At 55.2% G+C, this 25304-nt stretch carries 27 protein-coding genes and 1 tRNA gene; 20 read left to right on the top strand and 8 right to left on the bottom strand.

Annotated features, from left to right (window positions below):
• The coding region (locus RT613_RS11270; RefSeq protein ID WP_313615387.1) for a dihydrofolate reductase family protein at positions 1 to 772 on the top strand (772 nt) is incomplete at its 5' end.
• The gene (locus RT613_RS11275) at positions 772 to 1392 is read left to right on the top strand and encodes a riboflavin synthase (protein WP_313615388.1); all 621 of its coding nucleotides are present in this window, start codon (positions 772 to 774) and stop codon (positions 1390 to 1392) included. The genes RT613_RS11270 and RT613_RS11275, both read left to right, overlap by 1 nt.
• On the opposite strand, the gene RT613_RS11280 is transcribed toward RT613_RS11275, so the two are convergent.
• Positions 1355 to 1888 (bottom strand): GNAT family N-acetyltransferase, encoded by a 534-nt coding sequence (locus tag RT613_RS11280; protein ID WP_313615389.1) that lies wholly within the window; start codon positions 1886 to 1888, stop codon positions 1355 to 1357. The two genes, RT613_RS11275 and RT613_RS11280, sit on opposite strands and share 38 nt — an antisense overlap.
• A 160-nt stretch (positions 1889 to 2048) precedes the next feature.
• Here RT613_RS11280 and RT613_RS11285 point away from each other — a divergent pair, with 160 nt between their 5' ends.
• The 5 genes from RT613_RS11285 (at position 2049) to RT613_RS11305 (ending at position 7703) form a co-directional block, all read left to right on the top strand.
• A complete protein-coding gene (locus tag RT613_RS11285) occupies positions 2049 to 2681 on the top strand; it encodes a LysE family translocator (protein WP_313615391.1) in 633 nt (210 codons plus the stop codon).
• A 153-nt stretch (positions 2682 to 2834) separates the two neighbouring features.
• On the top strand, positions 2835 to 3281 hold the full coding sequence (gene ribH / locus RT613_RS11290) for a 6,7-dimethyl-8-ribityllumazine synthase (RefSeq protein ID WP_313615393.1): 447 nt from the start codon (positions 2835 to 2837) through the stop codon (positions 3279 to 3281).
• A gap of 3 nt (positions 3282 to 3284) precedes the next feature.
• The gene (gene nusB, locus RT613_RS11295) at positions 3285 to 3785 is read left to right on the top strand and encodes a transcription antitermination factor NusB (RefSeq protein ID WP_313615394.1); all 501 of its coding nucleotides are present in this window, start codon (positions 3285 to 3287) and stop codon (positions 3783 to 3785) included.
• A gap of 24 nt (positions 3786 to 3809) precedes the next feature.
• Positions 3810 to 5042, top strand: coding sequence for an MFS transporter (locus tag RT613_RS11300; RefSeq protein ID WP_313615396.1), 1233 nt, complete (start codon positions 3810 to 3812; stop codon positions 5040 to 5042).
• A 522-nt stretch (positions 5043 to 5564) separates the two neighbouring features.
• Positions 5565 to 7703, top strand: a complete 2139-nt coding sequence (locus tag RT613_RS11305; RefSeq protein ID WP_313615398.1) for a sodium-translocating pyrophosphatase — start codon at positions 5565 to 5567, stop codon at positions 7701 to 7703.
• 72 nt (positions 7704 to 7775) lie between these two features.
• Here the strand turns inward: RT613_RS11305 and RT613_RS11310 are convergent, their stop codons facing one another.
• On the bottom strand, positions 7776 to 8312 hold the full coding sequence (locus tag RT613_RS11310; RefSeq protein WP_313615400.1) for an outer membrane protein assembly factor BamE: 537 nt from the start codon (positions 8310 to 8312) through the stop codon (positions 7776 to 7778).
• A 267-nt stretch (positions 8313 to 8579) separates the two neighbouring features.
• On the opposite strand from RT613_RS11310, the gene RT613_RS11315 reads away from it, so the two are divergent.
• The 8 genes from RT613_RS11315 (at position 8580) to RT613_RS11350 (ending at position 14066) form a co-directional block, all read left to right on the top strand.
• Positions 8580 to 9119 (top strand): ubiquinol-cytochrome C chaperone family protein, encoded by a 540-nt coding sequence (locus RT613_RS11315; protein WP_313615401.1) that lies wholly within the window; start codon positions 8580 to 8582, stop codon positions 9117 to 9119.
• A gap of 8 nt (positions 9120 to 9127) precedes the next feature.
• Entirely contained in the window at positions 9128 to 9691 is a 564-nt protein-coding gene (locus tag RT613_RS11320) for a DUF177 domain-containing protein (protein WP_313615403.1), read from the top strand.
• 99 nt (positions 9692 to 9790) lie between these two features.
• On the top strand, positions 9791 to 10852 hold the full coding sequence (gene plsX / locus RT613_RS11325; protein WP_313615405.1) for a phosphate acyltransferase PlsX: 1062 nt from the start codon (positions 9791 to 9793) through the stop codon (positions 10850 to 10852).
• 4 nt (positions 10853 to 10856) lie between these two features.
• Complete coding sequence (locus tag RT613_RS11330; protein WP_313615406.1) at positions 10857 to 11828, top strand: beta-ketoacyl-ACP synthase III; 972 nt, start codon at positions 10857 to 10859, stop codon at positions 11826 to 11828.
• Positions 11829 to 11991: 163 nt separating this feature from the next.
• On the top strand, positions 11992 to 12330 hold the full coding sequence (locus RT613_RS11335) for an integration host factor subunit alpha (protein ID WP_192487499.1): 339 nt from the start codon (positions 11992 to 11994) through the stop codon (positions 12328 to 12330).
• A 248-nt stretch (positions 12331 to 12578) separates the two neighbouring features.
• The gene (locus tag RT613_RS11340; RefSeq protein ID WP_313615407.1) at positions 12579 to 13118 is read left to right on the top strand and encodes a MerR family transcriptional regulator; all 540 of its coding nucleotides are present in this window, start codon (positions 12579 to 12581) and stop codon (positions 13116 to 13118) included.
• 93 nt (positions 13119 to 13211) lie between these two features.
• Positions 13212 to 13931: a nuclease gene (locus RT613_RS11345; protein WP_313615409.1), complete on the top strand. Its 720-nt coding sequence runs from the start codon at positions 13212 to 13214 to the stop codon at positions 13929 to 13931.
• A 49-nt stretch (positions 13932 to 13980) separates the two neighbouring features.
• Positions 13981 to 14066 (top strand) — tRNA-Leu (locus RT613_RS11350).
• A gap of 74 nt (positions 14067 to 14140) precedes the next feature.
• Here RT613_RS11350 and RT613_RS11355 read toward each other — a convergent pair.
• Together RT613_RS11355 and RT613_RS11360 are read right to left on the bottom strand one after the other, a co-directional pair.
• On the bottom strand, positions 14141 to 14560 hold the full coding sequence (locus RT613_RS11355; protein WP_313615411.1) for a hypothetical protein: 420 nt from the start codon (positions 14558 to 14560) through the stop codon (positions 14141 to 14143).
• Positions 14561 to 14703: 143 nt separating this feature from the next.
• Positions 14704 to 16161, bottom strand: coding sequence for a TrkH family potassium uptake protein (locus tag RT613_RS11360; RefSeq protein WP_313615413.1), 1458 nt, complete (start codon positions 16159 to 16161; stop codon positions 14704 to 14706).
• Positions 16162 to 16236: 75 nt separating this feature from the next.
• Between RT613_RS11360 and ilvA the strand changes: the two genes are divergently transcribed.
• The 3 genes from ilvA to RT613_RS11375 all read left to right on the top strand — a co-directional run bounded on the left by ilvA (position 16237) and on the right by RT613_RS11375 (position 19296).
• Complete coding sequence (gene ilvA / locus RT613_RS11365) at positions 16237 to 17517, top strand: threonine ammonia-lyase (RefSeq protein WP_409558810.1); 1281 nt, start codon at positions 16237 to 16239, stop codon at positions 17515 to 17517.
• Between the two features lie 64 nt (positions 17518 to 17581).
• Entirely contained in the window at positions 17582 to 17899 is a 318-nt protein-coding gene (locus RT613_RS11370; protein ID WP_313615415.1) for an HlyU family transcriptional regulator, read from the top strand.
• Positions 17900 to 18030: 131 nt separating this feature from the next.
• A complete protein-coding gene (locus tag RT613_RS11375; protein WP_313615416.1) occupies positions 18031 to 19296 on the top strand; it encodes a GGDEF domain-containing protein in 1266 nt (421 codons plus the stop codon).
• Between the two features lie 72 nt (positions 19297 to 19368).
• On the opposite strand, the gene RT613_RS11380 is transcribed toward RT613_RS11375, so the two are convergent.
• Positions 19369 to 19983, bottom strand: a complete 615-nt coding sequence (locus RT613_RS11380) for an FMN-dependent NADH-azoreductase (protein ID WP_313615418.1) — start codon at positions 19981 to 19983, stop codon at positions 19369 to 19371.
• A gap of 137 nt (positions 19984 to 20120) precedes the next feature.
• Here RT613_RS11380 and RT613_RS11385 point away from each other — a divergent pair, with 137 nt between their 5' ends.
• Complete coding sequence (locus RT613_RS11385; protein ID WP_313615420.1) at positions 20121 to 21095, top strand: LysR family transcriptional regulator; 975 nt, start codon at positions 20121 to 20123, stop codon at positions 21093 to 21095.
• A 108-nt stretch (positions 21096 to 21203) separates the two neighbouring features.
• Here RT613_RS11385 and RT613_RS11390 read toward each other — a convergent pair whose 3' ends face one another.
• From RT613_RS11390 to RT613_RS11400, 3 genes are all read right to left on the bottom strand, one after another.
• On the bottom strand, positions 21204 to 23195 hold the full coding sequence (locus RT613_RS11390; RefSeq protein WP_313615422.1) for a bifunctional 2',3'-cyclic-nucleotide 2'-phosphodiesterase/3'-nucleotidase: 1992 nt from the start codon (positions 23193 to 23195) through the stop codon (positions 21204 to 21206).
• 134 nt (positions 23196 to 23329) lie between these two features.
• On the bottom strand, positions 23330 to 23665 hold the full coding sequence (locus RT613_RS11395) for a PilZ domain-containing protein (protein WP_313615424.1): 336 nt from the start codon (positions 23663 to 23665) through the stop codon (positions 23330 to 23332).
• Positions 23666 to 23750: 85 nt separating this feature from the next.
• The gene (locus tag RT613_RS11400; protein ID WP_313615425.1) at positions 23751 to 24218 is read right to left on the bottom strand and encodes a DUF1203 domain-containing protein; all 468 of its coding nucleotides are present in this window, start codon (positions 24216 to 24218) and stop codon (positions 23751 to 23753) included.
• Between the two features lie 159 nt (positions 24219 to 24377).
• On the opposite strand from RT613_RS11400, the gene RT613_RS11405 reads away from it, so the two are divergent.
• Positions 24378 to 25277: a DUF4344 domain-containing metallopeptidase gene (locus RT613_RS11405; RefSeq protein ID WP_313615426.1), complete on the top strand. Its 900-nt coding sequence runs from the start codon at positions 24378 to 24380 to the stop codon at positions 25275 to 25277.
• The last annotated feature ends 27 nt before the right edge of the window (positions 25278 to 25304 follow it).

Raw genomic sequence — 25304 nt, forward strand, 5'->3', positions numbered from 1 at the left:
ACGGGTTTCTGGCCGTGGTTACCAGATCCTGCGTGACGCGGGCATTGAGGTGGAAACCGGATTGCTGCGTGACGAGGCGCGGCGCGGACTGGCCGGTTATCTCATCCGGAAAACGAAAAAACGCCCGCAGGTGATTCTGAAACTTGCAGTTTCCTCCGACGGCAAGATTGGCCGGATGGGTGAGGGGCAGATTGCCATCACCGGGGCAGAGGCACGTCAGGTCGTGCAGAGATTGCGTGCGGAATGTGATGCCATCCTTGTCGGTATTCGCACCGTGCTGGCGGATGATCCTGAGTTGACGGTACGTATTCCAGGGCAGGAACATCGTTCTCCGGTCCGCATCGTCATGGACCGTAATCTGCAAATTCCGCTGTCCTCGAAGCTGGTTCGTACAGCGCGTGAGGTACCTGTCATCGTGGTGACAAGCAACCAGACCGCACGGGCAGATGAAGCCTGGCACCTGATGCAGGGCGGGCTTTTGGCCGGTGTTGGTGTTGAGCTTCTCGATGCTGCCGGTCCTGCCAGCCTGCTACAGACGTTGGGTGATCGCGGCATGTCCAATCTTTTGGTCGAAGGTGGCGCCGTTGTTGCCCGCTCTTTCCTGGAAGCCGGTTTGGTTGATCGCATTTTGCTGTTTGAAGGGCCTGACGCGATTGGTGACGGTGGGGTTGAAACACCGGTGTCGCGCAACGATATGCCCAAGGAATTTACGTTCGTCGGCGAGACGGCCTTTGGGGCCGACCGCTGCTTTGAATATGAAAGGCCGCTTTGATGTTTACCGGAATTGTCACGGATGTTGGAACCGTCGCTGAACTGTCGGAACTGCCGGAAGGCGTTCGTCTGCGCGTGGCAACCAATTACGATCCCAAAACCATCGACATGGGTGCCTCCATTTCCCATGGCGGCGTGTGCCTGACCGTGACCAAGCTGCCTGAAGATGGCAGCAATGAACGCTGGTATGAGGTGGAAGCCTGGGAAGAGGCCTTGCGTCTGACCACCATTGCCAGTTGGCAGAAGGGCACGCAGGTCAACCTTGAGCGCGCCTTGAAGATTGGTGATGAATTGGGCGGCCACATCGTGTCTGGCCATGTCGATGGCAAGGCTGAAATCCTGTCCGTCGAATCGGAAGGCGAAGCTGTCCGCATCCGTTTGCGGGCACCGGAAAACCTTGCCCGCTTCGTCGCGCCCAAGGGCTCGGTTGCGCTGGATGGCACATCACTGACGGTAAATGCCGTTGATGGTACGGATTTCGACGTTCTGCTCATTCGCCACACACTTGCCGTCACCACATGGGGTGAACGCAAGGCCGGTGACTTCGTGAATTTCGAAGTCGATACCATGGCGCGTTATGCCGCTAGGCTGGCAGAGTTCCCTTCCGGGAAAGCACAATAACCTCTCCGTGGTATTCGGCTCTGGCGCGTTCCTGAAAACCGAGTTTGGCCGCCAGTTTTAAGGATGGCCCATTTTCCGGATGGATGATGGCCGTCATCGTCATCGCGGGAAAGGTCAGATCGCCCCAATCGACAAGCGCTTTTACCGCTTCAAACGCATAACCCTTGCCGTGATAGGCAGGGGAGACAAGCCAGCCGGTTTCCAGCGTGCCCTCGATAGAGGGTTTCATGTCGCGCTTGGCCTCATGAAAACCGGTCTCGCCAATCATACGGCCGCTTGCCTTTTCCTCGATTGCCAGAAAACCGTAACCGAGATGGTGCCAGTGGCCTGCGGCACGCAACAGCCGTGCCCATGTCTGTTCAGGCGTCGAGGTGGAGCCGCCGATGTAACGCACGACATCGTCATTGCCCCAAAGTGCAGCATAGGTTTCGAAATCATCGAGACGGTGAGGGCGCAGGATGAGGCGCGGTGTTTCGATGGTCGGGAATTCTATCATGGTATCTGCGCCTGCAATGTTGGTTTCATGGGGCTTGCTCTTTAGAGCGGGTTCTGTGCGCCGTGACAAAATAAAAAACACTTGCCCCTTTTGCCAAACGGGTATTTTTGTTTCGGTCGCAAAATGAAGAGCGCTGCGCTTGCCGGTCGAGGGAAAACTCATGCCGTCCTATGAACTGCTGATCACCTTTTTCATAACGACTGTTGTGTTCGCCTATATTCCAGGGCCGGCCATGCTTTATGCCGCAGCGCAAACCATGGCACGGGGGCGTTCTTCCGGGCTGATGTCGGTTCTCGGTATTCATGTCGGTTGCTACGTCCACATCATTGCCGCCGCTGCCGGCATGTCCGTGCTGTTTCAGGCCGTGCCTTGGCTTTATATGGCCGTCAAACTGTGCGGCGCGGCCTATCTGATCTGGCTTGGGTTTTCCATGTTGCGCAGCAAGGTTGCCGGTGTTGAGGTCAATCTGGCCATTGCACCGAAATCCGCCAAGCGTGCCTTTTTCGACAGCATCATCGTTGATGTGCTGAACCCCAAGACAGCGCTGTTCTTTCTGGCATTTCTGCCGCAATTCGTGGACCCGTCAGCGGCCTTTCCGGTCTGGCTGCAGTTCCTGATCCTCGGCTTTCTGGTCAATGTCATTTTTTCATCTGCCGATCTGGTCTGTGTGCTTTTGGCCGGAGCGATGTTGGGTAAGTTGCAGCATTCCGGCGCCATGCAGCGGCTGGCGCGCCGTGCCGCTGGCACGGTGTTGATGGGACTTGGTGTGCATCTGGCCCTGCAAAGAAGCTGATTTGAATTTGCATTTTTGCAGATAAGATAGAGCACCGCTGAGGCGGCTAGTTAGAGTTTCGCATACGAAAATGCTTGCTAAACCACGCAAGCCATGGTTTGACCGCGCAAAAAGCCGGAATGTTTTCGGCAGAACCTTTTCAGGAAATCTCCCATGTCCAACCCACACCTTCTGATCGTCGAAGCCCGTTTTTACGACGATATGGCAGATGCGCTTCTCGAAGGCGCGAAATTCGCACTCGATGAAGCCGGTGCGACCTACGATATCATCACCGTTCCAGGCGCGCTCGAAATCCCGCCGGCAATTGCCATGGCGCTGGATGGTGCAGACAATGACGGCACTGAATATGACGGTTTCGTTGCCCTTGGCATGGTTATCCGTGGTGAAACCTACCACTTCGATATCGTCTCCAACGAATCGTCGCGCGCTCTGATGGATCTCGCGGTCAGTGAATCGCTTCCAATCGGCAACGGCATCATGACCGTTGAGAATGAAGAGCAGGCCTGGGCCCGCGTTCGCCGCTCGGACAAGGACAAGGGCGGTTTTGCTGCCCGTGCAGCCCTGACCATGATTGAACTTAAAAAGAAGCTGGGTGGCTGAGGCATGTCGAACACTGAAAACAGTTCCGAGCCGCGCCAGCCATCGACCAAGCCTGTCAACCAGCGTGGCGCAGCCCGTCTCGCGGCCGTTCAGGCTCTTTACCAGATGGATGTTGGCGGCACCGGCGTTATGGAAGTTGTTGCCGAATATGAAGCCCACCGCTTGGGTCAGGAAGTGGACGGCGACACCTATCTGAAGGCTGATCCTTCCTGGTTCCGCTCCATCGTATCGGGTGTTGTGCGCGATCAGACCAAGATCGATCCGCTGGTTCGCTCTGCCCTTCAGGAAGACTGGCCGCTGTCGCGTCTCGACGCGACCGTGCGCGCCATCCTGCGTGCCGGCACCTTCGAAGTGCTGGAGCGCAAGGATGTACCAACTGCGGTTATCGTCACCGAATATGTCGAGATCGCCCGTGCGTTCTTCGAACATGACGAACCAAAGCTGGTGAATGCGGTGTTAGACCGCATTGCAAAACAGGTACGCGGTGAGGCAAAGCGTAGCTGATCATATGTGACTGGGGTGAAAGACATGAGTGGCGCAGTTGTTCCGGGGCTTGAAAATCAACTCAGCCAGGCCAAGCGCAATGTCTTTCTCCTCACGATCGCCCAGGCCATTCTCGCCTCGGCACCGCCCATCGTTTTTTCTGTCGGTGCCCTGGCTGGTTACCAACTGCTGGGCGCAGACAAATCTCTGGCAACGGCACCTCTGACCGGCTTTAACGTCGGTGTTGCATTTGGCGCGATTGCCGTGGCCATGGCATCCCGTTTTCTGGGGCGCAAAGCCAGTTTCATTCTCGGTGCGCTGTTGTGCTCCATCGGTGGCGGTATTGCGGCACTTGGGCTTTTCCGCATTGATTTCTGGCTGTTTGTCACCGGTTTTATGTTGATCGGTCTGGCCGGTGGCTTTACCCAGAAAATCCGCTTTGCTGCGGCCGATGCATCACCGTCCTTTTATAAACCGCGTGCAATTTCCTGGATTCTTGCTGGCGGCATCATCTCGGCGGTGCTGGGGCCACAGATTGCCATCTTCACCAAGGACATGTTTTTCCCGGTGCTGTTTGCTGGTGCCTTTATCGCCATCATTCCGCTTGGGCTGGTTGCGGTTTTCATTTTCGCTTTCCTTGATTTGCCGGAACTCAATACCAGGCAGGCTTCGGATGAGCCGGCGCGACCATTAAAAGAGATTGTTGCCACGCCACGCTTTGCGACGGGCATGATCTGCGGCATCGGCTCCTACGCGTTGATGACCTTCATGATGGCCGGTGCGCCGCTGGCCATGGTGATCGGCTGTGGTTTCCCAACCGAAATGGCAACCCTTGGCATTCAGTGGCACGTGCTGGCGATGTTTGCGCCAAGTTTCTTCACCGGCGTTCTGATCGCCAGATATGGCGCTGAAACCATTGTTGCAGCCGGTCTTGTCATCCTGATGGCCTGCGCCGTGGTTGCCCACATGGGTATCGAACTCTGGAATTTCTGGGGTGCGCTGATCCTGCTTGGCGTTGGCTGGAACTTCGGTTTCATCGGTGCAACGGCAATCGTCACCTCCAGTTACCGACCGCATGAGGCCGACAAGGTGCAGGGTTTCCACGACATCATCCTGTTCAGCACAGTGGCCCTGTCGTCATTTGCCTCGGGTCAGGTGTTTACCGCCTGGGGTTGGGAGGTCATGAACCTCATGGTCTGGCCGATTGCCGGGACCTGCCTCATTATGGTTCTGTTTCTTATGGTGAAAAACCGCAAGATTTCTGCCGCGCAGGGCTAAACAGTAACCCTCTCACAGCGTCATTTTCGCTTATTCGACCTAACGTAACGTATGGGGCTTGACGCGAAGCGATTCGGCAACGCAATCTTGTCACAGATGGCTTTAGCCCTTGGGAGGGGGCGAGGGAGCCAATGAGAAATCGCAAACCGAACGCGATATACCCGCTCACCTAACCGAGCGGGCAAGGGACTGTACTGCATAACTCCTTAAATCGTACCCGATTTATGGCAAAGATTATGCAGCAATTTAAAATGTTAAAGCGTCCTTTGTGCGTTTTATAAAACGCTCGGCGTTTTAAGACAGATCTTTTGTTCTTCTCAGAAGGGCCTTCAGGTCTGCCAGCATTGATGAAACGCAATTCCTTTCGGAAAACCGTTCAACTCTTTTCCAGGGAATCGCTCGAAGGCACGTTGACGCTGGTCATGCCCGTGCAGCGTGTTTTCTCTTGGTTTGGTCGCATGTCGTAATCCCGGAACCGTTCGCCACTTTTGGGGAGACATGCTCTAGGGGAGGTAAGTGTGAATGACCGTAATTCCCGTTGTAATAGCATGCGGACTGCTTTCGATTATATATGCCATATGGGCCACCAGAAGCGTTCTTGCTGCCGATCAGGGCACGGAGCGCATGCGCGAAATTGCCGGATATATTAGAGAGGGCGCTCAGGCCTATCTCGCTCGGCAATATCTCACCATCTTCATCGTCGGCCTGATTGTTGCAATTCTCACATGGCTGCTTCTGTCTCCGGCAGCTTCCATCGGCTTTATCATCGGTGCCGTTTTGTCCGGTGCCGCCGGCTTCATCGGCATGCATGTGTCGGTGCGTGCCAACGTGCGCACGGCGCAGGCCGCGTCGCACAGCCTGTCTGCCGGTCTGGATATCGCCTTCAAGTCAGGGGCAATAACGGGAATGCTGGTTGCTGGCCTCGCACTGCTCGGTGTGTCGCTTTATTATTTCATTCTCACCATTGGCCTTGGCCATGAAAGCGGCTCGCGCGAAGTCATCGATGCGCTGGTGGCGCTTGGTTTCGGCGCATCGTTGATTTCCATCTTCGCCCGTCTTGGTGGTGGTATCTTCACCAAGGGCGCAGATGTGGGCGGCGATCTCGTTGGCAAGGTCGAGGCCGGTATTCCGGAAGATGACCCACGCAACCCGGCGACCATTGCCGATAACGTCGGTGACAATGTCGGTGACTGCGCCGGTATGGCGGCCGACCTGTTTGAAACCTATGCCGTGTCTGTCGTGGCAACCATGGTGCTTGCGGCCATCTTCTTTGCCGGCACGCCCATTCTCTCTGATGTGATGATCTATCCGCTGGCCATTTGCGCCGTCTGCATCGTCACGTCGATTGTCGGCACCTTCTTTGTCAAACTCGGTTCCAACAACTCCATCATGGGCGCGCTCTACAAGGGCCTGATTGCAACGGGTGTGCTCTCGGCCGCCGGCCTTGCCCTTGCCACATCAATGACCATTGGCTGGGGTTCCATTGGCACGGTTGCCGGTATGGATATTACCGGTACCAACCTGTTTATCTGCGGCCTGATCGGTCTCGTCGTCACGGCACTGATCGTGGTGATTACCGAATATTACACCGGCACCAACAAACGCCCGGTCAACTCCATCGCCCAGGCATCGGTCACCGGCCATGGCACCAACGTCATCCAGGGGCTGGCCGTCTCGCTCGAATCAACCGCTCTGCCAGCCATCGTTATCGTGGGTGGCATCATCGGCACCTACCAGTTCGCTGGCCTGTTCGGAACCGGCATTGCCGTCACCGCCATGCTCGGTCTTGCAGGCATGATCGTGGCACTCGATGCATTTGGCCCCGTGACAGACAATGCCGGTGGTATTGCTGAGATGTCGGGGCTTGACCCTGAGGTCAGAAAGGCCACCGACGCGCTGGATGCGGTGGGTAACACCACCAAGGCCGTGACCAAGGGCTACGCTATCGGTTCTGCCGGTCTCGGTGCACTGGTGCTGTTTGCTGCCTATTCAAACGATCTGGCCTATTTCGCCAGCAATGGCGACAAATATCCGTATTTTGCCGATGTCGGTGAAATCTCCTTCAGCCTTGCCAACCCTTACGTCGTGGCAGGTCTGCTGTTTGGTGGCCTTATCCCTTACCTCTTTGGCGGTATCGCCATGACGGCGGTTGGACGTGCGGCCGGTTCGATCGTGGAAGAGGTGCGTCGCCAGTTCCGCGAAAAACCGGGCATCATGGCCGGTACGGAAAAACCTGATTACGGCAAGGCAGTCGATCTTCTGACCAAGGCTGCCATCCGCGAAATGATCATTCCGTCACTTTTGCCCGTTCTGGCGCCGGTGGTGGTCTATTTCGGCGTGCTGTTGCTTTCTGGCTCCAAGTCTTCGGCCTTTGCAGCGCTTGGTGCCTCGCTGCTCGGCGTTATCATCAACGGTCTGTTTGTGGCCATTTCCATGACGTCAGGTGGCGGTGCGTGGGACAATGCCAAAAAGAGCTTTGAAGATGGTTTCGTCGACAAGGATGGCAATCGCCACATGAAGGGGTCTGACGCCCACAAGGCTTCGGTCACCGGTGATACGGTTGGCGACCCCTACAAGGATACGGCAGGTCCTGCGGTGAACCCTGCCATCAAGATCACCAATATCGTCGCCCTGCTGCTGCTGGCGATCCTTGCCGCCTGATCAGGCCGGGTGCTCAAACAAAAAGCCCGCGGAAATCTCCGCGGGCTTTTTTGTCTGTATGGTTTGAACCTCTTAGAAGCCGAGCGGGTCGCTGCTGCCACCAAGCAGGTTGCGGGCTGCGTTTGCGCCGCTGGCACCGCCGCTAAGAAGCTGCTGCAGGAAGGTGAGGTCGCGGCCACCGGTCGGTGTCGTGCGCGAGATCGTGTCGAACACCTTGCCATCCTGCATCGTGTAGTTGGCCTTGCGGTCAACAACGCCATCCTTGCTGAAATAGATCGCCAGAATGTTCTGTTCCACCAGCTTCGGCTTCATGAAGGCTGCCTTGCGCTCGCGCTTCTGGGAAATGTAATAGAACACTTCATTGTCGAATGTGGCTGTTGTGGACGGTGTGCCCATGGTCAGGAGAACCTGTTCACGGCTGGAACCAACCGGAATCATTTGCAAAGACTGCTCATCGACCACATAACCATTGTGGAAAATGTCCGTTGTGCTGGAGCATGCCGAAAGCAGGCTGGACGCGATGACGATGGCAATGGCAGTTTTGCCGAGAAATTTGACCCTGGTGGTGGATTTCTGGTTGCTCAACGATGTTTCCCCGACTGCAATCATATAGCACCTTCCGGCATAGCATGCTGCACAGCTTCTGTGCACACGATTATGTCTTTCCGGGGACATCTGCCCACGGATAATGCGAATTTACACACAATTGGCAGAATTCATTCCGGGAAACATATTGTGACATGTGTTTCACACCGAGATGAACGTGACCGCAACGGCATTGCAATTCGCGACTGCTTCGGTAAACCAGCTTTCATAATCATGCAACAAGGGCAACGGGAACAAGGCGATTTACTTCGCTCATATCCGGGAAAATTCATGATCTTCCGACTGTTCAAAAAGAAAAACAGCAATCAGGCCATTGTCGACCGGCAGTATGAGGCGTTGACATCTGCTGCGCGCCAACCGGGTTTTTACCTTGATATGGGCGTGCCGGATACGGTGATGGGCCGTTTCGAAATGCTGTCTGCGGTCATGATCCTGTATTTCCGCCGTACCCGAACATCAGGCACCAGCGGGCAGGAGATTGCCCAGGAAATTGTCGATGCGTTTTTTCAGGATCTCGATCATTCGATCCGGGAACTGGGTATTGGCGACCAGGGCGTGCCAAAACGCATGAAGAAGTTTGCCGGCATGTTCTATGGTCGCCTCGAATCCTACGCGGCAGCACTTGATGCCAGTGACGCGCAGGCACTTGCGGCAGCCCTCAAGCGCAATATATATCCGCAGGCAGATGCCGATACCCCCACGATGGAGGCATTGGCACACTGGATGATCAGGGCTGCGACTTCGCTTACCGATCAATCCGAAGACATCGTGGCGACAGGCGCCGTGACTTTACCGCTGCCCGCCCAATAGAGGTTCTCATGAGCGACTACAGACCCGACAACGACGACGTGCCATTTTCCTATCCGGTCAAGGTTGGCCATATTTCCGCCAATCCGGTCAGGATTGCTCTGGAAGCGGATAAGGACGAGTTGAAGGCGCTTGCCAAGGCGTGGAACGTGGTGTCGGTGGATGCTCTGAAGGCTGAGTTGCAGGTGGCGCGCTGGAAAAAGGACGGGATCAAGATTGTTGGCTCCGTGAAGGCGACCATTACCCAGGCCTGTATCGTGACGTTGGAACCCATCACCAGCCAGATCGACGAACCGGTGGAGCAAATTTTTGTTCCCGAAGGTTCCAAGCTGGCCCGGATTGTCACCAATGATGAGGGTGAAATGGTACTGGACCCGGATGGCCCGGATATTCCGGAGCAGTTTACCGGTGATACGGTGGATGCCGGTGCAGTGGTTGCCGAGTTCGTTGCCCTTGCCATCGATCCCTATCCGCGCAAGGAGGGCGTCGAGTTTGAAGGTTATGGCGCCGAGCAGGCGCAGGAAGAGCGTAAACCGTCGCCATTTGCTGTGTTGAAAGACTGGAAAAAGGACTAGGCGAGCCGCCACGACAAAGAAATTGGTTGTAACGGAAGGCGGAAACGGTATTTTCCCCGGCAATCCCGCCGCAGCGGCGGCCAGAAGGATCAGTGACGAGTGATCAGAATTTCAATTGACGTCATGGGTGGTGATTTCGGCCCTGATGTTGCCATTCCCGGTGCTGCAAAAGCACTGGAGCGGCACAATGACGTAACATTCATATTGTACGGCCAGAAGGAACGGTGTGAGCCGATTCTGGCGCAATATCCGAAACTGCGCGAGCGGTCTGTTTTCCATCATTGCGACGTGTCCGTCGGCATGGATGAGAAGCCAAGTCAGGCCTTGCGGCGTGGACGTTACGTCTCCAGCATGTGGCAGTCCATTGAGGCGGTAAAGGCAGGCGAGGCGGATGTTGTCGTCTCTGCCGGCAATACCGGCGCGCTGATGGCCATGGCGAAATTCTGCCTTCGCACCATGGCCCGCATCGAACGTCCGGCGATTGCCGGTATCTGGCCAACCCTTAAAGGCGAAAGCATCGTTCTGGACGTTGGTGCAACGATTGGTGCGGATTCGCAGCAATTGCTCGACTTTGCCCTGATGGGCGGCGCCATGGCGCGCGCGCTGTTTGATATTGATCGTCCGACCGTTGGTCTTCTCAATGTCGGCGTCGAGGAAGTCAAAGGTCAGGAAGAGGTGCGCGAAGCGGGACGCCTTATTCGTGAGGCAGACCTCGGCACCATCGATTACCGCGGTTTCGTTGAAGGCAATGACATTGGCAAGGGTACTGTTGATGTTGTCGTGACCGAAGGCTTCACCGGCAATATCGCGCTGAAGACCGCTGAGGGAACCGCACGCCAGATTTCGACATTGTTGAAGGAAGCGATCTCGCGCAGTTTCATCGCCAAGATCGGTTACGTGCTGGCAAAGAGCGCTTTTGACGTGCTGCGTGAAAAAATGGACCCTCGCAAGGTTAATGGCGGTGTGTTCCTTGGCCTTAATGGCATCGTCATCAAAAGCCACGGCAGCACGGACGCGCTCGGCTTCGCGTCGGCAATCGATGTCGGTTACGACATGGTGCACAACGGCCTGACCGCGAAGATAGAAAACGATCTCAAGATTTACCACGCAAGACGCTTGCCGCCACCTGGCCTCGAAGCGACCGTGGATGACGAGGAATAACAAAATGATCCGTTCAATCGTTCGCGGTTTCGGAGCGGCACTTCCAAAACGTGTCATGACCAACCAGGAAATCGAAGGCGTCGTCGAGACCTCTGATGAGTGGATCGTGCAGCGCACCGGTATCCGTCAGCGTTACATCGCAGGTGAAGGTGAAACCACCGCCTCGCTGGGTGAAGCAGCTGCCCGTGCAGCGCTTGCCAATGCCGGTATCGAGGCCGACCAGATAGACATGATCATCGTGGCAACCTCGACGCCTGACAACACGTTCCCGGCAACCGCCGTCAACATCCAGAACCGCCTCGGCATCACGGGCGGTTTTGCCTTTGATGTGCAGGCTGTCTGTTCCGGTTTCGTCTATGCCATGACGACGGCGGATGCCTATATTCGCGGTGGTATGGCCAAGCGCGTGCTGGTGATCGGCGCTGAAACGTTTTCGCGCATCCTCGACTGGAAGGACCGTACCACCTGCGTTCTGTTCGGCGATGGTGCAGGCGCACTTGTTCTGGAAGCCGGTGAAGGTGAGGGCGTTACAAGCGATCGCGGTATTCTCGCTTCACAGCTTCGCTCTGACGGCAGCCACAAGGACAAGCTCTATGTGGATGGCGGCCCGTCTTCGACAGGCACTGTCGGGCACCTGCGCATGGAAGGGCGTGAAGTCTTCAAACATGCCGTTGGCATGATCACCGATGTTATCGAAGCTGCTTTCGATGCCACTGGCACCACGGCTGACGATCTCGACTGGCTGGTTCCTCACCAAGCCAACAAGCGCATTATCGATGGTTCTGCCAAGAAACTCGGTATTCCGCTGGAAAAGGTCGTCGTAACGGTTGATCAGCACGGCAATACGTCTGCTGCGTCCATTCCGCTTGCTCTGGCCGTTGCCGCCGGTGACGGAAGAATCAAGCAAGGTGATCTGGTCATGCTGGAAGCAATGGGTGGCGGTTTCACATGGGGCGCGGTATTGCTGCGCTGGTAAGATGACTGCGAGGCGTTGTTTTTTCTTCGCCTTGCAATTATACCCTTTGATATCGTTTAGATTAGATAAAACAGATTCAAAAACAACCGCTTGACCGGTCGTCTTTAGGGAAATAATCTCTGGCGGCTTCATTGAGACCATATAAATTTTTGTGCGGGGAAAAATGGCCGGGAAGACAGTTACGCGTGCAGATCTTGCAGAGTCGGTTTTTCGAAAGGTCGGGCTTTCCCGTACGGAATCCGCCGAGTTGGTTGAAACCGTTATCGATGAAATTTGCAACGCGATTACCCGTGGGGAAGTTGTAAAGCTTTCGTCGTTCGCAACGTTCCAGATACGGGAAAAGAACGAACGCATCGGTCGCAATCCCAAGACAGGTGAAGAGGTTCCAATCTCTCCACGCCGCGTCATGACTTTCAAGGCATCGAATGTGCTCAAGCAGCGCATTCTCAAGGCGCACGCGTCCAGAAAAGCCAAGCAGAAGCCGCAAAATCCCGGCAACTAAGGGCTTTTGCATTTTGCCAAATGGGGGCTTTGCTCCCATTCGTTGATGGTAATTGTGAAAACGCATGAAATATGCGCTTCAAGCCATTGAAATAAGTACGACTCACATCATAATCCCGGACATGTTTTCAACATGCTGACCCGATACGGCATTGATGCCTGTATCGTCGGTCTTGTTCACGCGTTCAGCACTCTGGTGAGCGGCGTGAACCGGTGTATGCCGTTATGCGGTTTGAATGGAGTTGAAGTTTGGACAAGAGCCCTGACGCCTTCAGGACGATTAGTGAAGTGGCTGACGATCTCGATCTGCCGCAGCACGTCTTGCGCTTTTGGGAAACACGGTTTCCGCAAATCAAGCCGATGAAACGGGGTGGTGGCCGCCGCTATTATCGGCCGGACGATGTGGATCTGCTCAAGGGCATTCGTCATCTGCTCTACGATCATGGTTATACCATCAAGGGCGTGCAGAAGCTTCTGAAAGCCAATGGTAATCGCTTTGTTGCTGCCATCGCGTCTGGCGATATGGCGACCATGGAAGCCATTATGGCGGCAAGCGGCGAGAAGGATACCGCTGACCCGCGCGTTGCACATCCCGATGATGATGAAGTCGTTGGTCGCCCCAAGGCCAAGCCGAGCGGTCGCTTTTTCGGTTTCGGTGGCTCATCCAGCAGCGATACGCCGGAAATATCGATCGGCAAGTCCAGCATCAATAAGGATGACCGGGCACTGCTGCAGGAAGCGCTTTTTGATCTCCTGGAATGCAAGCGCCTGCTGGATCAGGTCAGATAATTTTCGGGACAAGGTTGGCAGAATGCCATTTGCCAACCTTTTGGAAACCCCTTTTGCCGGACAATGCGAATCGGACAAAAAGGGGTGTTGAGCGTGAGCAGCACAAAAAGCAGAACCCGCCGCAAGCCGGCAAAAAAGCAATCCAGCCAAAGCCTGTGGCCTTTGTTGGGGGTATGCGCTCTCGTCGTGGGCGGCATTCAGGTTTACGAACATCGTGACACGCTCATGCCGTCGAGCCGTTCGGCAAAGAGTAGCAGCCATACAGCGGCTGCGCCCAAAAAAGATGTCTCGACCTTCAAGACGGCAGCAATCACCCCAAGACCGCAAAAACCTGACGTATCGGCTTCACGTGCGGAAAAGAAGACTGCAAGCAATGGTCCTGTGCCACCGCGTGCTGTGCCCATGCCGGTTGCGCTCAATGCAACGGTGCCAGCAGCACGACCAACCGAGATCAAGCCGGCATCAGGCAGTGACGTGCAGAAGACGGCAAAGACCTCCTTTGCCTTTTGTGGCATGTCGGGTTTCAACAATTGCGTGGCCAGTGGTGATACCTTCTGGCTGAAGGGCTCCAAGGTCCGAATCGCTGGTATCGTTGTGCCGCAAACTGACAATGCCAGATGCTTGAACGAACGCCAGAAGGGTTTTGCCGCCAAGGTGCGGTTGCGTGATATGTTGAACCATGGCGCGTTTGATGTGGCGCCGGGTGCCGCAAATGGCAAGGTTATCAGCCGTTCCGGCAGCTCTTTCGGCGAACAGTTGATCCGCGAAGGCCTGGCACTTCCAGCCAGTGCAAAAAATCAGTCCTGGTGCTGAAAAGCAGGAGTTGACCAGAATGCTTGTGGCTGTGTAGATGAAGCCGCAAGCAGACGTGGCGAAATCGGTATACGCAGCAGACTTAAAATCTGCCGACCTCTGGTCTTGCGGGTTCAAGTCCCGCCGTCTGCACCAAACACCGATCGATGTCGATCATAATTCCCGGTCTAATTTGCTGTTCGTCGACGAGTCTTGCTACCAGCTGGAAGTCATGGGTCGTTGCTGAGTTCTTCGAAATCAGGGAACTTGTAGTAAGTGCAACCACCCAAGGTGTAATACGCCAGCGACTCGCCCAAATCTTGGCGCGACAGCTCCCACTCAAAGCTGCCGTGGCCTTCAACTCCATATAAAAGTGCCATCATAACCAGTTCTTTAAATGGTCCGGGTGAAAAGCTTGTGCCGTAAACAACGACTGCTTTTTGATCGAGAGTACCTTTTACAACGCGGTCTATTTCAAATTCGGCCTTTACGGCTTGTATTGGAGTGTTGTCCTCATCCAACAAACCTGATGGACTTATTGAGAAAGACCTTACGCGGGCCTCAACAATCGTTCTTGCGTAAGCTTTGAGTTCGTCTTGCGGTGGGCAGGGAGAGAGCGCGAATGGCGAACTTGCGTTTAGTGCCAGCATCGCAAGGCTGCGTGACGCAGAGTGTGAGACGAGACGACATAAATAACAGCCTCAGAAAGCGAATTGGTTGAGCTTATGCGTAAAAGCCAGCTCTTGCGTGGAGGTTGAGTTTTCTAAACCCGTTGTCTGGCTGTTGTCGCCTGTCAGTTCTTCCAGAAAATCGGCAGCATGATTACCAGCACGGTCAGGATTTCCAGACGGCCCATCAGCATCATGATTGACAGCACATACAGTGCCGGGTCGCTGATCGTGGCAAAATTGCCAGCGGGTCCAACGATCGGTCCAATACCGGGACCCACGTTACCCAGTGCTGTTGCGACGGCGGAAGTTGCCGTCAAAATATCGTAGCCCATCGCACTCAGTGCCAGGCTGCCGCCGACCCAAAGCGCAATGAAGCAGCTTAGAAACAGAAATACGGTACGTATCGTTTCTACGTCGACAACCTGATCGCCATAGCGAACCGAGTAAACCGCGTTGGGGTAAATCAGTTTTTTCATGCCTGTTTTGGCAACATTGAAGATGATAACGAAACGATAGGCCTTGATGCCGCCCGCTGTCGAGCCGGAACAGCCCCCCATGAAGGTGGCGAAAAACGCCACCACCACCACAAACGGTCCCCACAGCGTGTAGTCGTCGCTGGTAAAGCCGCCAGTCGACAGAATAGACGTGATGTTAAAGAACGAGTGGCTGAGGGCCGAATCCAGCGGCACGCCGTTTCGCAGGTGGTGATAGACACCGACAGCAATCGAAATGACGGTCAAATATCCGAGAAACACGACAATCTGTGGATCGCGCACAATGTTCAGCCGCCGTTTCACCGCCAGCAAAATCATGATGGAGAAGGGCAGGCTGCCCAGGATCAGGAAGATGGTGGCAATCCACAACAGGGCAATACTGTCGAAATAGGCAAAGGATGCGTCATGCGTCGAGAAACCGCCGGTTGCGACGGTGGACATGGCGTGGTTCAGCGCATCAAAATGGCTCATGCCTGCCATGTCATAGGCAATCGTACAGGTCAGCGTCATCAGCAAATAAATGCCAACAAAGGCGCGAGTGAAGTGCGCCAGTCTGGCAAACGGGCGATCATTGCCTGTGTCTGATGATTCCATACGGAAGAAGGTCATGCCACCGACTCGCAGCAGCGGCAGGATGAACAGGCCAAGAGCGACAATACCGATACCGCCAAGCCAGCAGAGCAGCGAACGCCACAGCAAGATGCCCTGCGGTGCGTTATCAAGTCCTGCGATCACCGTGGAGCCTGTTGTTGTGATGGCAGACACCGATTCAAAGACCGCTTGGGCGAAACTCAAATTGAGTTCTGAGAGATAAAGCGGAATTGCGCCAATGACTGAAAATACCAGCCAAAGCACATTCACCAATAGAAAACCGAAGCGTTTGTTGAATTGTGGCGTCTGCCCGCGGGTGGCAAGCGCGCAGGCAAGGAAAAAGCCGCCGCACATAAAGCCGGACAGCGCAAAGACTGACCAGTCACTGTTTTTGTAATAGAGATCCGCCATCGCCGGCAGGAACATGGCCGTTGCCATGTAAAGCCCGAAAATGGACGCGACATAAATCACCGAGCGCAACAGATTTGTATTCAAAAAGGAAGCCTCGGCTGGTTGAATTGCAAAGAGTCTTTGTCTCTGACGTTTGCATATGGCATAGCGGGTGCCATCGTGAATTTCAATGGAACGATAATCGTGAACAAGAAGCATGTCGAGGAAGCACGGCAGGCGGTAAGGGCACTATTTCCTGAAACGCCTCTGCAATTGAATGAATATCTCAGCAACCGTTACGGCGCACGAATTTGGCTGAAGCGGGAAGACCTGACCCCTGTTCGCTCTTACAAGATTAGAGGCGCGTTCAACTTTCTGCGCAAGGCTATGCAGAATGGGGACGCGGGCAGCCAGAAGATATTCGTTTGCGCTTCCGCAGGCAATCACGCACAGGGCTTTGCCTTTGCCTGCCGCCATTTTGGCGTTCAGGGCGTGGTGTTCATGCCTGTTACAACACCGCAGCAGAAAATCGACAAGACCCGCGCCTTTGGCGGCGAGTTCATCACCATTCGTCTGATTGGTGACATTTTCGATCAATGCTATGCGGCAGCCCGTGAACATGTCGAAGTGATCGGCGGCCACATGGTGCCGCCTTTCGATCACGAAGACATTATCGAAGGCCAGGCGACGGTTGCCGACGAAATTCTCCAGCAGTTACCTGAGGGCACCGTGCCTGATCTCGTTGTGCTGCCGGTTGGTGGTGGTGGACTGGCGGCCGGCATCACCGGTTATTTTGCCGATCTCGTGCCGCAAAGCGGTTTCCTGTTCACCGAACCGCAGGGCGCACCAAGCCTCAAGAAAAGCCTTGAGGCCGGCCATCCCGTGACCCTGAACAAGATCGACAATTTCGTGGATGGTGCTGCCGTTGCCCGTATCGGTGATCTGAATTTCGAATCGCTGAAGCATTTCCCCATGGAACAGGTTCACCTGATTCCTGAAAATGCCATCTGCGTCACCATTACCGAGATGTTGAATGTCGAAGGTGTGGTTCTGGAGCCGGCTGGCGCACTGGCCATCACGGCGTTGGAGGGGCTTGGACGTGAGCAGCTGGAAGGCAAGACGGTGGTTGCCGTTGTCTCCGGTGGCAATTTCGACTTCGAGCGCCTGCCTGACGTTAAGGAACGCGCCATGCGTTACCGCGGCGTGAAGAAATACTTCATTCTGCGCCTGCCGCAGCGCCCCGGCGCACTGCGTGACTTCCTTGATCTTCTCGGACCAGACGACGACGTTGCCCGTTTCGAATATCTCAAGAAGTCGGCACGGAACTTCGGTTCGATCCTGATTGGTATCGAAACCAGTTCGCGCGAAAACTTCACCGGTTTGCTTGAGCGTTTCGAGCAGGCGGGTCTGGGCTATGAGGATATCACTGAAAACGATATACTCGCGAACCTGATTATCTGATGAAACATCCCTGTGCAGGCGACGAAAACCGCCGTCTGCACACTGCTTGCGAAAGTGAAGGCATATGGCTGGTTTTTTCTCGAAAATCTTTTCGGCATTCGGTTCGGGCAATGCCGATGCGGCATCTCCTGCAGCATCGACTGTCGAGCCTGAAATCTATGGCGACTTCGCCATTTACCCGACGCCGCTGAAAGAAGGCTCGCAGTTTCGACTGGCAGGCCGCATCGAGAAAACTGTCAATGGCGAAGTGTTGACACACAACTTCGTGCGCGCCGATGTCTTTACATCACTCGACGATGCCAATGAATTCACCATCCGCAAGGCCAAGGTGATCATCGACCAGAGCGGCGCAACATTGTTTACAAACAATGGTCACAGCTAAGCCAATTGTCTGCATCGCATAAATGGCCTCGACGTCTTTCTTAATAATCCGTTTGCCATCCTGCGCTACCCTGCGCAGGCGCGATGTTTGCGTGAAAAGAACCGGCTGAACGGTTCCCAGGATGGTTGGCGATGGAATTCATTAATCTGGCGCTTTTCCTCGTTGAGGCCGTTCTCTACTTTTCCGTGATGACCTGCTTCCTGCATTTTCGCCACAAGCTGGGGCTTGGGGTGTTTCTGACAGCGCTTGGTGTCATGCATTTCATGGAAACCTATCTGGCAGCGGTGTTTTATATTCCCCTGCCATTCGGTGTCGCCTCACCAGGGTCTTCCGTCCTGTTTGCCGGCAAGCTGATGATGATCCTCATGCTCTACATGAAGGAAGATGCAGCCATTGTCCGCCAGCCGATCTACGGCCTTTTTCTCGGCAACCTGCTGACTGTCGCCATCGCCCAGCTCGTTAAATTTCATCATGTCTCGACCCTGACACCGGGCCAGCCGATCAACACCGGCTTTCTGGATGAGATGGGAATTCTGATGGTGTGGGGAACGGCGTTCCTCTATCTTGATTCCATCGGCATCATCCTGCTTTACGAAAAGCTTGGAACCTATCTGCGCAAACGTATTGTGCTGCGTTTTGCCATCTGTGGCGCAACCATCCTGACATTCGACCAGGTGGGCTTCTATGCCGCGCTGAACTATCTCTATGACGCGCCCGCGCAGGTGTTCTTTGATGGTCTGAAGGCCAAACTGTTTTCCGTGGCGCTTTATACGCTGATGTTCGCCGTCTACCAGAATATTACCTCGACCCGTGCCTTCATGAGCAACAACCGCAATGTGGGTGATGTCTTCAACGACCTGACGTTCCGTGAGCGTTACGAAGACCTGTTGTCGAGGTCCGGTGTGGATGTTTTGACCGGTATTCCCGACCGCGCGCGCATGGAAACGGAAATTCCAAAGGCGCTTGATGCGAGCCTGCGCGACGATACGCCAGCCAGCCTGTTGATAATCGACATCGACCGCTTCAAATCGATCAATGACAGCTTCGGCCACCTGAAGGGCGATGAGGTATTGAAGGCCGTTGCCGGCGTTCTGTCACGCAAGACGGAAGCCTTTGGACGGCTTTACCGGTTTGGTGGGGAGGAGTTCGTTATCTTCCTGCCGTCAACCAACCACGATAAGGCCATGGCCTTCGCCCGTTCCGTGCAGAGCAGCTTTTATGAAGGGGTCCGCCGCCCCGATGGCACCTTGCTGACACTCAGCATCGGCGTGGCCACCTCGCAGGAAGATGGCCTGAGTTTCAACACGCTGCTGGCGCAGGCTGATGTTCGCCTCTACGAGGCAAAAAATAACGGCCGCGATCAGGTTCGCGGCCGTTATGAAGTTTTGCAGGACTGATTATCTCTAAAAAAGAAGATCTTGGAGCGTTCCGCTGAATCAATCAGGCAAGAGAACGCTCCAGAGACTTCATCAGGCAGCCTTTGCCAGTTCTTCAACCTTTGCCTGGGCAGAGGAGAGAGCCTTTTCAACAGCTTCTGGACCGAAAGCCAGGCCTTCGACGTAAACGACTTCAATGTCGGTCATGCCCATGAAGCCGAGAACGGTCTTCAGGTAAGGAACAGCGTGGTTCATGGCGGCAGCTGGGCCTTCGGAGTAAACGCCGGCAGCAGCGAGAACGACGTAAACTTTCTTGCCAGTTGCAAGGCCGATCGGGCCGTTTTCAGTGTAACGGAATGTCTGGCCAGCGCGGGCAACATTGTCGATCCAGGACTTCAGGCCGGAATAGATGTTGAAGTTGATGAGGCCGGTGCCGATGACGACGGTGTCAGCAGCCAGAAGTTCTGCGACCAGCTTGTCGGAGTAATCGGCAGCAACAGCTTCTTCCTGCGAGCGGGCTTCGGCAGGCTTGCGGATGGCAGATGTGGTGACCGTGTCGAGGTGCGGGATTGGCTCGGCAGCGAGGTCACGGCGCACGATGGCGTTGCCGGACTGTGCCTTCAGCTGTTCAGCGAGATCAGTCGCAACCTTGTTGGAAACGGATTCGTCGCCACGTGGGCTGGATGTAATGAGAAGAATATTGGACATGTCATTTCCTTTGAGTAAGTCTTGGGAGGTCAGAATGGGCAGGGAGAACCCCTCTGTTTGGCCCATATATTGTTGAATAGAGCCATCGAAAAAACTGTGATAATATAGAATTGAATTATCGATGAAATGGATAAGAGATGGACGCCAACCCCACGCTTGACCAATTGCAGGTTTTTTTGACGGTTGCAGAAACCGGAAGCTTTTCAGCAGCTTCGCGTGCGCTCAATCGTGCGCAATCGGTTATCAGCTATACGATTGCCAATCTGGAGGCGCAACTGGAAGTCAGCCTGTTCGAGCGCAATGGCGTGCGCCAGCCAAAACTGACCGATGCCGGCAAGGCAATGATCGAAGATGCAAGGCGGATCGTCTCTGATCTTCAGGTCATGCGCGCCCGTGCAAAGGGGTTACGGCAGGGGCTGGAGGCGGAAGTTTCCGTTGCCATCAGCACCATGGTGCCGAACCGCGCGGTTGTCGAAGTGTTGCGCCAATTCAGGGACGAGTTTCCCTCCGTATCGCTGCGTCTCAATGTTGGTGAGCTTGGGATGGTCACCGACATGGTGGCAAGCGGGCAGGCAACGATTGGACTTGGCGGGGCGGCCATCAAACCGCAGGACGACATTTTCTCCGAAAAGGTCGGTCATTCCTTCATGTTGCCGGTTGCCGCGCCCAACCATCCGCTCGTGTTGCTGGGCCGTCCGCTGACGCTGGCCGATGTGCGCGACGAGGTGCAGCTGGTGGTCACTGACGCCTCCGGCCTGACCGGCAGTCGCCAGTTCAATGTTCTATCCTACAAGATCTGGCGGGTCAGCGACATCGCCACCAAACACAATCTCATCCTCGGTGGGCTTGGTTGGGGTGGCTTGCCCGCCTCGGTGCTGCAGGATGATCTGGCGGCTGGCCGCCTCGTGCATCTGCAACTTGAAGCCTATGAGCAGGGCGAATACCCGCTTTATGCCATGCGCAAGGTTTCGACCCCGCTTGGGCCCGCATCAAGCTGGATGGTCGAGGCGTTCCGCCAGCGTCTTGGCATGTGCCTCAACCATCAGGATTTCACCAAGATGATCAGCCGTAAAAAATCGACAATCACTGTTGTGGCAGCCGCCGCTGAATAGAGCCTGACGCCGCTGGAGGGCAGTGGGTCTCCATCCAGAATCGTTACAAAGAAAAAGGCAGAGCACATCAATTGCTCTGCCTTTTCTGTTTCTACTCGTCTGCCTCAATCAGAGGATCAGGCGGAACTTCGCAAAACCTTCGGCACCGTCGCCGGCTTCCTCGATCTTTGCGCCCTTCACGTGGTCGGCGTATTGGCGGCCCTTCGGACCGGTTTCGAACGTCGCCGTGGTGTTGGCCACCGGTGCGAAGGACCAGTTGGCGTCAGCCTCTGGATCAATCGTGCCCTGTTCCACGATGTAACGCACGATCACGTCGCGGTTGGTATCCGGTGCCTCGAAGATGATCTTGTCAGTGGCAATTTCGGGGAACTTGCCGCCACCGCTGGCACGGTAGTTGTTGGTGGCAACCACGAACTTCTGCTCAGGATCGATTGGCTTGCCGTTGAACTGCAAGTTGACAATACGGTTGCTCTCCGGTGTCACGGCCTTGCCGTCCTTGTCGAATTTCGCCGGCTTGGAAATATCGATCTGGTAGGTCACGCCGTCGATCACGTCGAAATTGTAGGACGGGAATTCCGGATTGAGCAGCGGCACATCCTTGGAGCCAGCTTCAACCGTGTTGAACATGCCGGCAGACATTTCCAGCCAGTTCTTGACCTGCGCCCCGGTGATCAGTACGGCCTGAACCGTGTTGGGGTAGAGGTAGAGATCGGCAACGTTCTTGATGGCAATGTCGCCTGCCGCGACATCGGTGTAATATTCCGCGCCACCACGACCGCCAGCCTTGAAGGGCGCTGCCGCCGACAGAACCGGGTAATCCTTGTATTCTGTCTCTTTCAGCATGTCCTTGATGTACCAGGTCTGCGCATTCGAAACGATCTGCACAGACGGATCGTCAGCCACCAGTGCGAAATAAGAATAAAGTGGTGCAGAGGTCTTGCCGACCGGACGGCGAACATAGGCAAGCGTTGCTTCGTGATCTGCCTTCACGGCGTCCAGCACGTCCTGCTTGCTCTCGACATCGGCCACGATCTTGCGGTTATCGTCGCGGTGGTAGATCGGGCGTGCTTCGGTGGTGAAGTCAACGATCTTCCAGGCATTGCCGTCCTTTTCGAGCAGCAGGTCGATCAGGCCGAGATGCGAACCCCAGAAACCGCCCATAACAGCTGGTTTGCCCATCAGCGTGCCCTTGACGGGATCAACACCTTCAATGCCATCCCAGGTTTTTGGGCCCGGAAAAACCAGATGCTGGTGACCGGTAAAGATAGCATCGATGCCTTCAACGCCAGCCAGATACAGCGAGGCGTTTTCCATGCGCTCGGACTGTCCCTTGCCATCAATACCGGAGTGCGACAGCGCGATAACAATATCCGCGCCTTCTTCCTTCATGGCCGGAACCCAGGCCTTGGCTGCCTCCACGATGTCGCGGGTCTGCGCCTTGCCTTCAAGGTTCTTGGCGTCCCACTGCATGATCTGCGGTGGGACGAAACCAATGATACCAATCTTGATCGGGCTTTCCTTGCCGGCGCCATCCTTGATCTTCTTTTCAAGAATGACATAGGGCTTGAAGAACAGGTCATCCTGCTTTGGGTCGCTGGCCAGCTGGCCCTTGGTCACGTTGGCGCACACATAAGGGAAGTTGGCGCCCGCCAGCGTGTTGGACATGTAGTCCAGGCCATAGTTGAACTCGTGGTTGCCCAATGTGCCACAATCATAACCCAGCACATTCATGGCGTTGATGACGGGGTGTTTGTCACCCGCCTTCATGCCACGCTCATAGGCAATAAAGTCACCCAGCGGGTTGCCCTGCAGGAAGTCGCCATTGTCGACCAGCATGGAGTTGCCAGCTTCGGCGCGAATTGCGTCCATGATCGATGCCGTGCGCGCCAGACCCATCGTGTCGTTCGGCTTGTCTGCATAATAGTCATACGGGAAGACATGGACGTGAATATCCGTGGTTTCCATAATGCGCAGATGAGCCTGATTACCCTGAGCACGTGCCGCAAACGGGTGCAGCATGACGAGCGCGGAGGAGGCGGCTATTCCCCCCAGTAGCGACCTCCGTGTGATGGGATGAAGCGCGAGCAGCGACGAAGACATGGGAACTCCTTGATATGATCTTGGGCTGGGCGAGGCCGTGATAACGGTTCAACCAGCCTAAGGCCAATCCCAGATAAGTACATCAGGAAAATGACGAAATGCGTTTTTCCCTGAATTATTGGGTGTGGATGAAACTATCGGGCGAGGGTTGGTTTGACTTCCTGATGGAAGAACCGGAAATAGGATGACACCTGCGCCAGCGTGTTGGTGGACATTTTGAGCTGAACACCCAAACGGTTCATGTGGTGCCACTGCACGACGCCTTCGATGAAGCCCAGATCCTCGCTTTGAATTTTCACACGGCTGCCCTTGTCGGCCTTGAACGACCCCTGCAATTCAATGGCAATGCCAGTCGCGGACAGGTCTATGACGCGCCCGGGCACCGACTGGCTGAAATAATGCACTGTGGCATAGATACGGGTTTGTTCGCGCTTTGCACTGCGCGTCTGCATGGTCATGTTACCTGTCATCGTGTTTACCTGAACACTGTTTAAGCTACGGGTATCATTGCAGATAAGTCTTACATGCCATTTAGGGGGAAGCGTAAAATTAAACCTATCCGCGATCTATTCGGCATTGATAGCAATTGTTGCGCGCCGAGCGGACATGCACATAGGCAATGTCGTCCCGCTCAAACAGGCTTTTTGCCCGCGCGCCAATCTCTGTTGTCGGTGTGACAGCACCGGTGCCGTATACGATGCGGTCATCGGCGCTGTAGCCACGCACGATGTAATCGGGGCTGTCGAGCATTGGCGGTAAAACCTCGCTTGCTTCGTAGCGCGGGCATACGCGGTCATGAATAAAGATCGGTCCCGTTTCCGCATAGGGCTGCAACGCACCAAATGGCCGATAGGCGAGAAGAAGCATGGCTTCGCCCTCGGTAATTTCGCCAAGGCAGTGGCGGCAAGGCATGCCACCGGGAGACAGGGATTTTTCGGGATGCCTGCCATAGGCATCGGGCTCGCCATTGCGAAATGCCTCGGCCTGGCTGGTTGGTATGGCGGTAAACTGGATGTCGGTCATCGCTATTGCTCCAAATGCGTTGCTGCTTTGTCGCTATGCGCCGCAAAGCATCGCCCAGCCACCCGATTCTTGTGTGTGAGCGACAAATGCCCATTGTCAGACTCATGTGCTTTGATGCTCTATTTGCAAAACTTCCATGCACGGCCCCCGGAGTGCCTTATGCCGCACAGTATTTTTGTGTTTTTTATTTCTGCGTTGGTAGCTGTATTTCCCGCATGGAGCGTTTCGGCACAGGAAAGCCCCGACTTTGAAAAGCTGACGGATCAGCAGATCGAGGAAATGGTACAGTTTGTCGTCGGCAACGGTATCTTTATTCTCTACCATGAAGCCGGCCACATGCTGGTGTCCGAGTTTGATCTTCCGGTTCTTGGCCGCGAGGAAGATGCAGTTGATACGCTGTCATCCATCCTGATGCTGGAGGCCGATGATGACCTGCTCGATCAGGCGATCATTGATGCCGCTGACGGCTGGTTCCTGTCCAGTGAGGCATCGGCCGCTGCCGAAGAAGAACAGGCCTTCTGGGGTGCTCATGGGCTTGACGAACAGCGTGGCTGGGCCATTGCCTGCTCGATGGCCGGTCACGACTACAAGAATTTCAAGGAATTCATCGATTCCCTGGAGTTTCCGGAGGATCGTCGGGAGGAGTGCATTTCGGAATATCCGCAACAGGTGCGCAGCTGGAATACGCTTTTGAAGCCGCATGCGGCAGATGCCAATGCCATCACCAAGTTTGAAATCACCTATGGGCCGATCACCGACCCGAACCTTGAGCTTTTTCAGACCATCGTCAAGGAATCGAAACTGCTGGAACTGATCGGCAATTCCTTTTCCGGCCTCTACAAGATCAAGGACGGTATCAAGCTGACGGCCAAGCAATGCGGGGAGGCCAACGCCTTCTGGTCGGCAAAGGACCGTGAAATTACCTTTTGTTATGAATTTGCGAAGTTTCACGGCGAGCTGGTGGCCAATTACTTCCTGAGCAATGCTTCGGACGAGGTATCGCCACAAAATGAAACCGAAAGCGACGACGCAACTGTGGTTGGCCTCACGAGACAGTAATGTCATTCGTCACGCACAGCACATTGC

The organism is Agrobacterium sp. (assembly GCF_032092815.1).
Taxonomy (GTDB): Bacteria; Pseudomonadota; Alphaproteobacteria; order Rhizobiales; family Rhizobiaceae; genus Agrobacterium.

Excerpts from the sequence above, each read along its gene's own strand:
- RT613_RS11275 (WP_313615388.1), top strand. The coding sequence starts at position 772 with ATGTTTACCGGAATTGTCACGGATGTTGGAACCGTCGCTGAACTGTCG.
- RT613_RS11280 (WP_313615389.1), bottom strand. The coding sequence starts at position 1,888 with ATGATAGAATTCCCGACCATCGAAACACCGCGCCTCATCCTGCGCCCT.
- RT613_RS11285 (WP_313615391.1), top strand. The coding sequence starts at position 2,049 with ATGCCGTCCTATGAACTGCTGATCACCTTTTTCATAACGACTGTTGTG.
- ribH (WP_313615393.1), top strand. The coding sequence starts at position 2,835 with ATGTCCAACCCACACCTTCTGATCGTCGAAGCCCGTTTTTACGACGAT.
- nusB (WP_313615394.1), top strand. The coding sequence starts at position 3,285 with ATGTCGAACACTGAAAACAGTTCCGAGCCGCGCCAGCCATCGACCAAG.
- RT613_RS11300 (WP_313615396.1), top strand. The coding sequence starts at position 3,810 with ATGAGTGGCGCAGTTGTTCCGGGGCTTGAAAATCAACTCAGCCAGGCC.
- RT613_RS11305 (WP_313615398.1), top strand. The coding sequence starts at position 5,565 with ATGACCGTAATTCCCGTTGTAATAGCATGCGGACTGCTTTCGATTATA.
- RT613_RS11310 (WP_313615400.1), bottom strand. The coding sequence starts at position 8,312 with ATGATTGCAGTCGGGGAAACATCGTTGAGCAACCAGAAATCCACCACC.
- RT613_RS11315 (WP_313615401.1), top strand. The coding sequence starts at position 8,580 with ATGATCTTCCGACTGTTCAAAAAGAAAAACAGCAATCAGGCCATTGTC.
- RT613_RS11320 (WP_313615403.1), top strand. The coding sequence starts at position 9,128 with ATGAGCGACTACAGACCCGACAACGACGACGTGCCATTTTCCTATCCG.
- RT613_RS11330 (WP_313615406.1), top strand. The coding sequence starts at position 10,857 with ATGATCCGTTCAATCGTTCGCGGTTTCGGAGCGGCACTTCCAAAACGT.
- RT613_RS11335 (WP_192487499.1), top strand. The coding sequence starts at position 11,992 with ATGGCCGGGAAGACAGTTACGCGTGCAGATCTTGCAGAGTCGGTTTTT.
- RT613_RS11355 (WP_313615411.1), bottom strand. The coding sequence starts at position 14,560 with ATGCTGGCACTAAACGCAAGTTCGCCATTCGCGCTCTCTCCCTGCCCA.
- RT613_RS11370 (WP_313615415.1), top strand. The coding sequence starts at position 17,582 with ATGGCTGGTTTTTTCTCGAAAATCTTTTCGGCATTCGGTTCGGGCAAT.
- RT613_RS11375 (WP_313615416.1), top strand. The coding sequence starts at position 18,031 with ATGGAATTCATTAATCTGGCGCTTTTCCTCGTTGAGGCCGTTCTCTAC.
- RT613_RS11380 (WP_313615418.1), bottom strand. The coding sequence starts at position 19,983 with ATGTCCAATATTCTTCTCATTACATCCAGCCCACGTGGCGACGAATCC.
- RT613_RS11385 (WP_313615420.1), top strand. The coding sequence starts at position 20,121 with ATGGACGCCAACCCCACGCTTGACCAATTGCAGGTTTTTTTGACGGTT.
- RT613_RS11390 (WP_313615422.1), bottom strand. The coding sequence starts at position 23,195 with ATGTCTTCGTCGCTGCTCGCGCTTCATCCCATCACACGGAGGTCGCTA.
- RT613_RS11395 (WP_313615424.1), bottom strand. The coding sequence starts at position 23,665 with ATGACAGGTAACATGACCATGCAGACGCGCAGTGCAAAGCGCGAACAA.
- RT613_RS11400 (WP_313615425.1), bottom strand. The coding sequence starts at position 24,218 with ATGACCGACATCCAGTTTACCGCCATACCAACCAGCCAGGCCGAGGCA.
- RT613_RS11405 (WP_313615426.1), top strand. The coding sequence starts at position 24,378 with ATGCCGCACAGTATTTTTGTGTTTTTTATTTCTGCGTTGGTAGCTGTA.